The sequence below is a fragment of the Galbibacter orientalis DSM 19592 genome, assembly GCF_000260115.1.
GTDB classification, from domain to species: domain Bacteria; phylum Bacteroidota; class Bacteroidia; order Flavobacteriales; family Flavobacteriaceae; genus Galbibacter; species Galbibacter orientalis.
The window spans coordinates 3,771,930-3,784,039 of the sequence record NZ_JH651379.1; the positions used below are offsets into that span (position 1 = coordinate 3,771,930).

9 protein-coding genes and 1 tRNA gene are annotated in these 12,110 nt (G+C 33.6%); 6 read left to right on the forward strand and 4 right to left on the reverse strand.

What is annotated here, in order from left to right; translation table 11 throughout:
- The first annotated feature begins 394 nt into the window (after positions 1–394).
- Positions 395–2,845: an arylsulfatase gene (locus JOOMADRAFT_RS16420; protein WP_008615338.1), complete on the forward strand. Its 2,451-nt coding sequence runs from the start codon at positions 395–397 to the stop codon at positions 2,843–2,845.
- Between the two features lie 126 nt (positions 2,846–2,971).
- Here JOOMADRAFT_RS16420 and JOOMADRAFT_RS16425 read toward each other — a convergent pair whose 3' ends face one another.
- Positions 2,972–4,402 carry a hypothetical protein gene (locus JOOMADRAFT_RS16425; protein WP_008615339.1) on the reverse strand — a complete coding sequence of 477 codons (1,431 nt, stop codon included), beginning with the start codon at positions 4,400–4,402 and terminating at the stop codon, positions 2,972–2,974.
- A gap of 140 nt (positions 4,403–4,542) precedes the next feature.
- On the opposite strand from JOOMADRAFT_RS16425, the gene JOOMADRAFT_RS16430 reads away from it, so the two are divergent.
- The 4 genes from JOOMADRAFT_RS16430 (at position 4,543) to JOOMADRAFT_RS16445 (ending at position 7,354) form a co-directional block, all read left to right on the forward strand.
- Positions 4,543–4,616: transfer RNA gene (locus tag JOOMADRAFT_RS16430), tRNA-Pro, on the forward strand.
- 461 nt (positions 4,617–5,077) lie between these two features.
- Positions 5,078–6,061, forward strand: coding sequence for a hypothetical protein (locus JOOMADRAFT_RS16435; RefSeq protein WP_008615340.1), 984 nt, complete (start codon positions 5,078–5,080; stop codon positions 6,059–6,061).
- A 169-nt stretch (positions 6,062–6,230) separates the two neighbouring features.
- Positions 6,231–6,509 (forward strand): transposase, encoded by a 279-nt coding sequence (locus JOOMADRAFT_RS16440; protein ID WP_008611014.1) that lies wholly within the window; start codon positions 6,231–6,233, stop codon positions 6,507–6,509.
- Positions 6,506–7,354 (forward strand): IS3 family transposase, encoded by an 849-nt coding sequence (locus JOOMADRAFT_RS16445; RefSeq protein ID WP_008611013.1) that lies wholly within the window; start codon positions 6,506–6,508, stop codon positions 7,352–7,354. The genes JOOMADRAFT_RS16440 and JOOMADRAFT_RS16445 overlap by 4 nt, the downstream gene beginning before the upstream one ends.
- Here the strand turns inward: JOOMADRAFT_RS16445 and JOOMADRAFT_RS16450 are convergent.
- The gene (locus JOOMADRAFT_RS16450; protein ID WP_008615341.1) at positions 7,349–7,561 is read right to left on the reverse strand and encodes a hypothetical protein; all 213 of its coding nucleotides are present in this window, start codon (positions 7,559–7,561) and stop codon (positions 7,349–7,351) included. The genes JOOMADRAFT_RS16445 and JOOMADRAFT_RS16450 overlap by 6 nt on opposite strands.
- Before the next feature lie 302 nt (positions 7,562–7,863).
- On the opposite strand from JOOMADRAFT_RS16450, the gene JOOMADRAFT_RS16455 reads away from it, so the two are divergent.
- Positions 7,864–8,793 (forward strand): TolB-like translocation protein, encoded by a 930-nt coding sequence (locus JOOMADRAFT_RS16455; protein ID WP_008615342.1) that lies wholly within the window; start codon positions 7,864–7,866, stop codon positions 8,791–8,793.
- Between the two features lie 172 nt (positions 8,794–8,965).
- Here the strand turns inward: JOOMADRAFT_RS16455 and carB are convergent, their stop codons facing one another.
- Both carB and rpmH read right to left on the reverse strand, forming a co-directional pair.
- Positions 8,966–11,818 carry a carbamoyl-phosphate synthase large subunit gene (gene carB, locus JOOMADRAFT_RS16460; RefSeq protein WP_008615343.1) on the reverse strand — a complete coding sequence of 951 codons (2,853 nt, stop codon included), beginning with the start codon at positions 11,816–11,818 and terminating at the stop codon, positions 8,966–8,968.
- Positions 11,819–11,916: 98 nt separating this feature from the next.
- Complete coding sequence (rpmH, locus tag JOOMADRAFT_RS19965; RefSeq protein WP_008615344.1) at positions 11,917–12,078, reverse strand: 50S ribosomal protein L34; 162 nt, start codon at positions 12,076–12,078, stop codon at positions 11,917–11,919.
- Positions 12,079–12,110: the final 32 nt, after the last annotated feature.

Here is a 12,110-nt window from a genome sequence, read left to right on the forward strand (position 1 = left end):
TACAGAAATGTGAAGCCTTTTTTTATACTCTAATTTTTAATAAGAATCTTTTGCCACCAATTCACAAATAATTCTTTTATTCCACCTCCTACCCTACTAAAAATTATTAATAGAAGCTAACTTCATAGTGTTATTCTTTAAGCTTGTTTTTCTTACCAACACATTTTTCTATAAAAATCATTTTCTACATCAACACCATTAATTCTTATTAAATACACAACGGGAATACATTTTACTCAAAAACCCATAAAATACTAATAAGTAATAAAATAAAAATATAATACTACAATATTTAAGTATTTATATGTAAGAATATTACTTTATTCTATTGAAAATAATTATATCTTTACGTAAAACATGTAATAAAATCCACACAACCAAAAAAAAGAAAAAAATGAAAATTCAACAAAATTTAAGTAAAGTACTCCCCCACATGGTAAGTATCTTTTGCCTTTTACTAGTTGTATCTTGTACTACAAAATCTAGCTCAACTTCAGATGAGACTAGCAATGAAGCAGAAGATGACTTTAAAGGAAAAATAGCACTAGACATCCGTGATTCGGAAGCAGATTGGTCTGCTTACACACCAAAATCGGCACCTAAAGACGCTCCAAACATATTATTTATACTTTATGATGACACAGGTCTTGGAGCATGGTCTCCTTATGGGGGACGTATAAATATGCCTACAATGGATAAATTAGCCGCAAATGGACTAACATATACACAGTGGCATACTACTGCTCTTTGTTCTCCTACCCGATCTACTATTTTAACAGGAAGAAACCACCATTTAAACGGGATGGCTTCTATTACAGAAACAGCAGATGGATATCCTGGTTCTAACGGACGTGTTCCAGACGATTGCGCTCCTTTTGCAGAAATTTTAAGAGACAATGGGTGGAGTACTTTTTGGATTGGTAAAAATCATAATGTTCCAGAACAAGACATTGCTCCAGGTGCAAGCCGAACTGAATGGCCAACACAAATTGGATTTGACAGGTTTTACGGATTCTTAGGTGGAGAAACTAATAATTGGTATCCAGATTTAGTAGAAGACAATCACTTTATTGAAGCGCCAGCTACTCCAGAAGAAGGATATCACCTATCCAAAGATTTAGCAGATCAAGCTATTACAATGTTACGCGACAAAAACGCTACCAACCCATCAAAACCTTTTTATATGTGGTTTAACCCAGGTGCAAATCACGCTCCACATCACTCTCCTGCAGAATACACAGCAAAATATAAAGGTAAATTTGACGATGGGTATGAAGCTTACAGAGAATGGGTAGTTAAACGCATGAAAGAAAAAGGAATTATACCCGAAGATACAGGAATGGCAGACTTTAACCCTATGCCAGAAGATCAAGCTAATCCTGGAGATTTTGTACGTCCTTGGGATGAATTAAATGCAGATGAAAAAAGATTATTCGCAAGAATGGCAGAAGTTTATGCTGGATTCTCAGAATATACAGATGCTCAAGTTGGTAGAATTATTGATTATTTAGAAGAAACTGGACAATTAGAAAATACGATTGTATTGTATGCTGCCGATAACGGGGCATCTGGAGAAGGAAGTCCAAATGGTTCTGTTAACGAAAATAAATTCTTTAACGGTTATCCAGACGAATTAGCAGAGAATATGAAGTATCTAGATGTTTTAGGAGGTCCAGATACATACAACCATTTCCCAACGGGGTGGGCAGCAGCATTTTCTGCTCCCTTTAAAATGTTTAAAAGATATTCTCAATACGCAGGGGGAACAAATGACCCGCTGGTAATTTCATGGCCAAAAGGAATTAAAGCAAGAGGTGAAATTCGCCATCAATATCATCATTCTGTAGATATTGTACCTACTTTACTAGAAGCTTGTGGAATAGAGTTTCCAGAAGTATACAAAGGAGCAAAACAAACTCCACTTTCTGGAACATCAATGGTGTATACTTTTGATGCAAAACCAAACGATGCTACTAAAAAAGAAGTACAATATTTTGCTATGTTGGGTACTAGAGGTATCTGGAAAGATGGCTGGAAAGCTGCTGCTGTTCATGCGCCAATAAGTGGTAAAGGTCATTTTGACGAAGATGTTTGGGAGCTTTATCATGTTGCTGAAGACCGTTCTGAATCTAATAACTTAGCTGAAGAAAATCCAGAAAAACTTCAAGAACTAATTGATGAATGGTTCCATCAAGCTGAAATAAATAAAGTACTTCCGCTTGACGATAGAAGCGCAGCAGAATTATTAACTATTGAAAGGCCTGCTCAGGAAGCTGCTAAAGACCGCTATGTATATTACCCTAATACAGCACCAGTTCCAGAAGGAGTTGCTGTAAATGTACGGGGGAGAGATTATAAAATTTTAGCAAATGTAGAGATTAAAGATCCAAATGTAGAGGGTGTTCTTTTTGCTCATGGTTCTCGTTTTGGCGGCCATTCTCTCTTTATTAAAGACAAAAAATTATACTACGTATATAATTTCTTAGGAATTAAGCCAGAGCAAGTATTTACCTCTAATGTAAGTTTAAAACCAGGAAAATATACATTAGGAATGGAATTTAGCAGAGAAAAAGCTGGAGAATATGGAGAATCTATTGGAAACATGAAGCTCTATGTTAATGAAGAGGTTGTTGCAGAAGGACCAATGCGTACGCAACCAGCCAAGTTTACTTTATCTGGAGACGGATTATGTGTTGGATACGACAGTGGTGATAATGTAAGTAATTTATATGAAGCTCCTGGAGAGTTTGAAGGAGGTTCTATTCAAGGAGTTGCTGTTACTGTTGAAGGGGAACCATACGTAAACCTTGAAGCGGAAGCAAAACGTATGTTGATGACGCATTAAATAAAAAATTACTTCATATAAAATCGGCTTTGATACATGTATCAAAGCCGATTTTTTTATACTTCAAAATATCATTTACAAGAGAATCTCATTCATCAAAACATTTATTAATCAACTGTCTAAAAACTAATCTTTAATTTCTAAAATCCAGATTTCTTTATAAAGATCCTTCTTTTTATATTTAGTATAATCCGCATATAAATCTTCAACCTTTTCACTATAATTTATATATACATACTCCCAACTGTTCTTACTATTTACAAAAGATTTTGGATTAAAACCATCCTTTTCTAGATGTTGTTTCCAATTGTTTGCTAGTTTTTGTTCAGAAAAAACATTCGTAATTAAATAATATCCAGTACTTTGACTAGGAATTTTTAGTGTTTGTTTCACTTTAATTGACTTCAACAAAATAGTATCATTATCAACTTTTGGAGTACTATCTTGAATTGCTAATTGCCTCTCTGTAGACAAGCTTAAAGGTGCTTTAGTTTCCTCTACATTTGTTTGTAAGGCTGTAAAGAAAAGTAAAAATTTATCTCTAACTGTTTTTAAATTAAGTTTTACCTCATCCTCTAAATTAGTTTTCTTAATAGGTAAATTAAAAGAAGCTATATCAAAACCAAGCGTATTTAAACTATTTGGATTACGTTCTATAAAAACTTCATCATTAATTGTAATAGAACTATTAAAAAAATTATGTGCTGGTCTAACTGAAGAAGCTATTGCTTGTGGGGGTGCTTCTTCAGAATATTTTAAAGATATTTCATCGGTTTTTAATCGTTCATCCCCTTCTAAAACTCCTAGAGTTATTGAAGTGCTCAAACTATCTCTTGCCAAAATATTCAATTCAAATTCGCTTTTTTCTACAGATTGGAATCCGTTAAAAAGTGTAAACTCCTTTTTAGAAAGACTTTCATCCTTATATACAACATACATCATCCACCCTCCAGAGCTTCCTCCCAAAATATGTCCTTGAGTAGCACGGACGTTGGCAACAGTATAGATTCCTGAAGTTTTAGAGGTACTTTTTAATATATCAGTAATCTCTGCATAACATAAATAAGGCCTCCCAATACTATCTTTATAATCCTCTAAAACAGAACCTTGAACTGGTTTATATTCACCCTCTGGAGTTTTTAGCAGCACCTTATTAAAAGTTTCTACTCTTGGCTTTACTGGCACAAATTCATAACCTGTTCTTCTACGTTTCATTTCCGCTTCTTCATACTCATATATTGCAGCCCAATACAATGCAGCATACGCTATAGAAGAGGCGCTTTCTGGGATAGTCATATTTGCAGAACTCGAACTAAAAGTATTTGAGTCATTATCAATGTCGATATACACCATTGGGAGTCGGTCGTTTTTCTTTGCCTTATACCCCACATCATTATATGGGTTTGTGGTATGAAGACTCACTATATTATTCCCAATAACTCTAGAATCTCCTTTTATAGAAAAATTTTTGTACAAATTAAACCCTGTAGTTTTTTGGGCAAACAACTGCATTCCTGCTAATAAAAAAAGTATAACTATAAAAAATTTATTGTACATATGGTATGTTTCTAATACAGTAAAAGTACTATTTTCTATATTAAATTAATTTAATATAAATATTAATTTTTATATGAATTATTATTGTGAATGTTATTGACATTTCTTTTTTTTGCTTTCAAAAGTTATTGAATTAATTACGGGATGTGGTGCAGTCTGGTAGCATGCACGGCTGGGGGCCGTGTGGTCGCAGGTTCAAATCCTGTCATCCCGACGAACCTAGAAATAGGTCAAAATAAAACACTGTTAATCTATTGATTTTCAGTGTTTTTAATTTTTATGCATTTATTTGATTTCATTTAAAATCATTAAAAAGGTGTGCAATTTTTCTCCTTCCCTAAGTACAAAGATATTACATTATAATCCTAATACTTTGTTTAGGTTCATAATCAACATATCTATAAGCATGACCTAATACTTATTACTCTTTTATAAATCCCTACTTCCTCTGCATTACAAACCTGTATTAACAAATACAGTGGTGTTTTAGAAACATATAGAAAATAAAGAGGACAGGTTAGTTTGCTCTCTATGTGAATAGTAAAAATACTTGATTTATAAATTAAGTATTTATACGGTTCTATATAAAGTGGTATCAAAATAAATTTGAACAAAGACTTAATGGAGAATTAAGAATTAAATTCTCTTATTTATTAACCACTAAAATTATTAAAAATGGGAAAGTCCAAAACAATTGAACAAAAAATGAAAGATGATCAAAAGTTTCGTGAGTACATGAATCAATTGGATCAAGATTCTAAAAAAGAAGAAGAAAAAATTTTCACAAAAATTAAAGAAAATATCACTTCACATTATGATGGTAATGGTTGGGATCATGCTCGGTTTTTCGGAAACAGGAATAGTGATTACCAGAATTATGACGATTGGAGTTTAGCTAGGATTAACAATATGGTTGATATGATTGGTAATGCATTAAGCGACGGGAATTTCCCTTCTAAAGAAGTTCCTGGTTCAGAAGATGCTGAAGAATCTACTGTTGATGACGCAAAAGATTTTCTAGGTGCCTTTCAAGGAGATTACAGCCTTATTATTAAAAGAGTTAAAGCTATTATCTCTGGTGTTCTGACTCAATTTGCAACGGCGAGTAAAACCTCTAGAAAAACTACTTTTAAAGACATGCCTCTTTCTGGAGGCTTACATCTATTCTTCGGGTCTACAGGAGAAGTGTTTACCAATAATACTTTCTTTACAAATCAATACATTGGATCATTTCAAATTGTATTTGAAGTTATGATGAGTGTTGATGAAGGACAAGCTATTGGAGTTCAACAGATTTTAGCTACTACTGAGCAGGAATTAAGTATCTTAAAAGATCTTATTCTGGAAGCCCGAAAAGCATCTGCCGAAAGCTTAAAAAAAATCTTAAAAGAAGAACCAGAAAAATATGTTGCTACCAAAGCTACATACGATTTGATACTTGCAGATTTGAAAAAAGACCGTGCTGAGGTAATGCTCGAATATGACAAATATAACCAAGTTACCGCAGCTGTTGACAATTTATACACAAAAACAGCTTCTAATAAAGTAGTTACATCCGCTCCTGAAGATGATTTAAAAAACATTTTTAGTGAATGGGAATTCGGAATTGCTTCGCGTTACATTAATGAAAAATACAACGATGCAGCCTTAATAGACTAGTTATAAACCCTAAGAACACTACAGGCAGTTGGTAACAAACTGCCTGTTATTATTTTCAAAATTAATTTATTAATTACTGGAAACAGTTACCCCACATTAATTACTACACTACTATAATACTCCCCAAATTTAGGACAGGAAATTAAGTTGTAATTTTAACCCTGTCAATATGAAAACATCAAGAAGAAAATTCAGCGCATCCTTTAAGGCCAAAGTAGCCATTGAAGCGATAAAAGAGCAGACAAGTATACCTGAACTTGCTGCCAAATTTGAATTGCATCCAGCCCAAATATCCAATTGGAAGCGAGAGTTTTTAAAAAACGCAGAACTTGCTTTCGAGTCCAAATCAGAAAAAGATACTCCAGCTGTGGATACCGCACCGCTTTATAGTAAGATCGGTCAATTACAAGTTGAGAATGATTTTTTAAAGAAAGTCTTGGGCAAATGAGTACTACTGAAAGAAGACAAAAGGTAGTAAAATCTCATCCAAGGCTGAGTCTTGCACAACAATGTAAAATCCTTAACATTCATCGCTCTGGTCTGTATTATAAGCCTAAAAGTGAGAGTCCATTGAATTTAGAACTGATGAAGGCAATAGATGCGCAGTTCCTGGAACACCCCTATTATGGAGTCGAACGGATGACTGATTATCTCATCCTTGATCTTGGCTACCACGTAAATGTGAAAAGAATAAGACGGCTGTATAAAATTATGGGATTACAGACCATATATAGAAAACCTAAAACCACCATCAGGGATCCTAAAAACTATAAGTACCCTTATCTCTTGAAGGGCTTAGTAATAGACCGCCCTAACCAAGTATGGCAGACTGACATCACCTATATTCCTATGTTCCGTGGCTTTATGTATATGAATGCTATCATTGATGTATATAGTAGAAAAATACTTAATTGGAGTATTTCAAACTCAATGGACAAACAGTGGTGTATCGAGCTTCTTAGAGACACTATCGCTCAATATGGCAATACGGAGATCCATAACTCCGATCAAGGGTCACAATATACCAGCTCCGAATATATTGAAGTGCTTAAAGAACATGATATTCAAATATCTATGGACAGCAAAGGAAGAGCTTTGGATAACATTTTTATTGAGCGCTTCTGGAAGTCTCTTAAATATGAAAAGATCTATCTAAACCCACCAAACGGAGGTCTAGATCTCTATCAAATGGTCACGGAATATATTGAATTCTATAACACCAAAAGAAGGCATACTGAAATAGGAAAAGTACCACCTGATCAAATTTATAATACAAAAAGAATAGCATCATAAATAATTAGATATATATTTAAACTGTCTTACAGATGGGGAGTAGTGTAATGTATCTAGGGAGTTTAGAATTGGGGTTATCTCCCCTTTTATAGCCATTCCAAAAATGTACTCATAATCAAGAGTGTCTTTAACTGTTTTTTGTGCATAAATAGTGAAGGTAAACAATAGGAATAAACTAAAAATAGGAGCTTTATGTTTCGAATTCATATCTTTCTTATGTATGGTTTATAATTAAAAGACATGTATTTTTAACGAATGTTGCAGTTACCATTTTAAAACTATGTTAAAATAACATTTGATACTTTACACATAAATTTCTGCTTAGTTTTTATACCCATACTTTAAAAAATAAGGACTTAATCATTTGTATATAAAAAAATGCATTGTTTTTTGGTTTCCAACTATTAGAACATTCATCTAAAATCTTATTTTATTTACTTAGATAAGTCCATAACTTATTCAGAATATAACAATCACTATATTTGATATTGACATCCTAAATAATAACAATGCTGAAAATTAGATTCCTCATCATAATTGTTCTTACATCTTATGGAGTAAGGGCACAACATACAAGAGAAGTCGCCCAGTTTAATCACGATTTCAATCAATCCCTCAGTGTTCGAGATCTTGCTATAACTGCAGACGGAAAGGAAGCGTTCTTTACTATCCAAAGTCCTTTTCAGGAAATTTCTCAAATTGCTTTTATCAAAAAAGAAAATAATACATGGAGCGAGCCCGAATTAATGCCATTTTCTGATGCATTTTCCTATTTAGAACCTTTTATATCTGCCAATGGGAACCGCTTGTATTTTGTCTCTGACCGCCCCTTACATAGTGCTGATACCATTAAAAAAGACTTCGATATATGGTATGTAGAAAGAAAGCAACAAGACGAAAAATGGTCTGCACCTATAAATTTAGGAAAACCTGTAAATTCAGATCTTGATGAATTTTATCCTTCACTAAGTGAAAATAACAATTTATATTTTACTATGGTCTCACCCGAAGGTATGGGAAAAGACGATATTTATGTATGTAGATGGCAAAATGGAGCCTACCAAAGTCCTATGCTTTTAGACAAACATATTAATAGTGCTGGGTATGAATTCAATGCTTTTATTTCTAAAAAGGAAGATTTTTTAATCTTTACAAAATATAATGAAGCAGATGGTTATGGTAGCGGAGATCTTTATATCTCCAAAAAGAATTCCATGGGAAATTGGGAGAAGGCTGAGAATATGGGAGCAGCCATCAATACCAAATATATGGAATACTGCCCCTTCTACGATGAGCAAAGCCAGCTATTATATTTTACTAGCAAAAGAAATGATTTAACTCCAAGAACATTTAAAGACTTTTCAGATTTGCAACAATACATAAAGGAAAGCAATAATGGACTGAGTAAAATTTATTGGATTCCTCTAAATATAAGATAGCATCTTTTATCATATCGGCACGAGTATGATGTTTGCGCTAGCGGGGTTTCTTTTTTACTGAAGAAAATTCTTTTAGCTACTGGTTCAAAAATATTTAAACCTCAATTAATCAATCAAAAAAAAGCTACTAAGTTTCCTTAGTAGCCTTTTCTATAATTTTATTTGAAGAATATTATTTACTCAAATACATCTTTCTACGCTGATACAAGTCGTAAAACTCATCATCTTTCAAGCTATCTATAAATAAGATACTCTCTCCTGTACTCTTCATTTCTGGTCCTAATTTTTTATTTACATTAGGGAACTTATTAAAGGAGAATACCGGTTGTTTAATTGCATATCCTTCTAATTGCGGATTGAAGGTAAAGTCTTTAACTTTCTTCTCTCCCAACATTACTTTAGTTGCATAATTTACATAAGGTTCTTTGTATGCTTTTGCAATAAAAGGTACCGTTCTAGATGCACGTGGATTTGCTTCAATAATGTAAACCATATCATCTTTAATAGCGAACTGAATGTTGATTAATCCAACTGTATTAAGTGCTAAAGCAATTTTACGAGTATGATCTTTTATTTGCTCCAATACTAAGTCTCCTAAATTAAACGGTGGCAATGTTGCATTTGAGTCTCCCGAGTGAATTCCACAAGGCTCAATATGCTCCATAATTCCGATGATATACACATCTTCCCCGTCACAAATAGCATCCGCTTCTGCTTCGATAGCCCCATCAAGATAATGGTCTAAAAGTAATTTGTTGTTTGGTATTTTTCTCAGAAGATCTACAACATGCTCTTCTAATTCTTTTTTATTGATAACAATTTTCATTCCTTGCCCTCCTAATACATAAGAAGGTCTCACTAGAATTGGAAAATCAAGCTCATCTGCAAGCGCTAAAGCTTGATCTGCTGTTTCTGCAACCCCAAATTCAGGATAAGGAATATTATTTTCTTTCAATAATGTTGAAAAGCTCCCACGATCTTCAGCAAGATCTAAAGACTCGTAGCTAGTTCCTATAATTTTTACTCCGTATTTGTCGAGTTTCTCAGCAAGTTTAAGAGCTGTTTGTCCTCCTAACTGAACAATTACACCTTCTGGTTTTTCATGGCGAATAATATCATAAATATGTTCCCAGAAAACTGGCTCGAAGTATAATTTATCTGCTGTATCAAAGTCGGTAGAAACTGTTTCAGGATTACAGTTTATCATAATAGTTTCATAACCACATTCCGCAGAAGCTAATACTCCGTGCACACAACAGTAATCAAACTCAATCCCTTGACCAATTCTATTCGGTCCTGATCCTAATACTATTATTTTTTTCTTATCTGTTACTACACTTTCGTTATCTGAATATACTTCTCCATCTGCAGTTTGTACTACATCTTCAAAAGTAGAATAATAATAAGGTGTTGCAGCTTTAAATTCTGCTGCACACGTATCTACTAATTTATAGATTCTATTAATACTCATTTCATCACGCTTGTTGTGAACTTCACTTTCCCAACATCCAAGCATATGTGCTATTTGTCTATCTGCAAAACCTTTTTGTTTTGCTTCTAGCAATAAACTTTTAGAAATAGTCTCAATAGTATAAGTAGAAATCTCTTTTTCTAAGAAAGATAATTCTTCGTATTGCTTTAAGAACCACATATCAATTTTTGTAATCTCATGGATGCGACTTAATGGAATTCCCATCTGTATAGCATCATAGATTACAAACACACGATCCCAACTTGCATGTGTTAATTTATCGATAATTTGGTCATAATCTTTGTATCCTTTTCCGTCTGCTCCTAAGCCATTTCTTTTGATTTCTAGAGATTGTGTTGCTTTGTGTAAAGCTTCTTGGAACGAACGTCCAATTCCCATTACCTCTCCAACACTCTTCATTTGGAGTCCTAATTCTCTATCAGAACCTTCAAATTTATCAAAATTCCAACGTGGTATTTTCACAATTACATAATCCAATGTAGGCTCAAATAAGGCAGAAGTAGATTTTGTAATTTGATTTTGTAATTCGTCTAAAGAATAACCTATTGCTAATTTACTAGCAATTTTTGCAATTGGATAACCTGTTGCTTTAGATGCTAATGCAGAAGAACGAGATACCCGTGGGTTAATTTCAATAGCAATAATATCTTCATTATCATCTGGACTTACAGCAAACTGTACATTACAACCTCCAGCAAAATCTCCAATACTACGCATCATATGGATAGCCATATCTCGCATTTTTTGGAAAGTTCTATCAGACAATGTCATAGCAGGAGCTACTGTAATAGAGTCTCCAGTGTGAATCCCCATTGGATCCATATTTTCAATTGTACAGATAATAACAACATTGTCATTATCATCTCTAAGTAATTCTAATTCATATTCCTTCCATCCCATCAAAGCCTTATCAATCATTACTTCATGGATAGGAGATATTTCAAGACCTCTACTTAATAACTCATCAAAATCTTCTGCTTTATGCACTATAGAAGCACCTGCTCCTCCTAGGGTATAGGATGCTCTAATTACTAATGGAAAACCGAACTCTTGTGCTATTTCTTTTCCTTTTAAGAAAGAAGTAGCCGTAGCTTGTGGCGCCATTGGAATTCCTATTTTCAGCATTAATTCACGGAATTGCTCGCGGTCTTCCGTAATATTAATTGCATCAATATCTACTCCAATTATTTCCACTCCAAAATCTTCCCAGATTCCTTTCTCGTCAGCTTCAATACAAAGATTCAAAGCCGTTTGACCTCCCATTGTAGGTAAAACCGCATCAATATTTGGATGCTTTTTTAGAATTTCAATAATTGATTTTGTGGTTAAAGGCTTTAGATAAACATGATCAGCCATTGATGGGTCTGTCATGATGGTAGCAGGGTTGCTATTTATCAAAACAGTTTCTATTCCATCTTCTCTAAGCGATCTTAATGCTTGTGAACCAGAATAATCAAATTCACATGCTTGCCCGATAATAATAGGTCCTGACCCTATTAACAATATACTCTTTAAGTCTTCTCTTTTTGGCATTTTTATTAACTATTGTATAAATATAAGATGTTGTTGGGTATAAAAAAAGGCGTTACTAATAAAAGTAACACCTTATATTTTAATAATCAAATCGATCATTATTTCTTGTGTCTAGGTTCAGAAGAAACAGATAATTTTTTTCTACCTTTTGCTCTTCTGCTAGCAAGCACCTTTCTACCGTTAACAGAGGCCATTCTTTCTCTGAATCCGTGCTTATTTCTTCTTTTTCTCTTCGAGGGTTGAAATGTTCTTTTACTCATTGTAATATCTTTATCTCTTTGGTAATTCTATC

What these genes read in the sequence shown, in the direction of transcription:
- rpmH (WP_008615344.1), bottom strand. Translation starts at nt 12,078, where the DNA reads ATGAGTAAAAGAACATTTCAACCCTCGAAGAGAAAAAGAAGAAATAAG.
- JOOMADRAFT_RS16420 (WP_008615338.1), top strand. Translation starts at nt 395, where the DNA reads ATGAAAATTCAACAAAATTTAAGTAAAGTACTCCCCCACATGGTAAGT.
- carB (WP_008615343.1), bottom strand. Translation starts at nt 11,818, where the DNA reads ATGCCAAAAAGAGAAGACTTAAAGAGTATATTGTTAATAGGGTCAGGA.
- JOOMADRAFT_RS16455 (WP_008615342.1), top strand. Translation starts at nt 7,864, where the DNA reads ATGCTGAAAATTAGATTCCTCATCATAATTGTTCTTACATCTTATGGA.
- JOOMADRAFT_RS16445 (WP_008611013.1), top strand. Translation starts at nt 6,506, where the DNA reads ATGAGTACTACTGAAAGAAGACAAAAGGTAGTAAAATCTCATCCAAGG.
- JOOMADRAFT_RS16435 (WP_008615340.1), top strand. Translation starts at nt 5,078, where the DNA reads ATGGGAAAGTCCAAAACAATTGAACAAAAAATGAAAGATGATCAAAAG.
- JOOMADRAFT_RS16450 (WP_008615341.1), bottom strand. Translation starts at nt 7,561, where the DNA reads ATGAATTCGAAACATAAAGCTCCTATTTTTAGTTTATTCCTATTGTTT.
- JOOMADRAFT_RS16440 (WP_008611014.1), top strand. Translation starts at nt 6,231, where the DNA reads ATGAAAACATCAAGAAGAAAATTCAGCGCATCCTTTAAGGCCAAAGTA.
- JOOMADRAFT_RS16425 (WP_008615339.1), bottom strand. Translation starts at nt 4,402, where the DNA reads ATGTACAATAAATTTTTTATAGTTATACTTTTTTTATTAGCAGGAATG.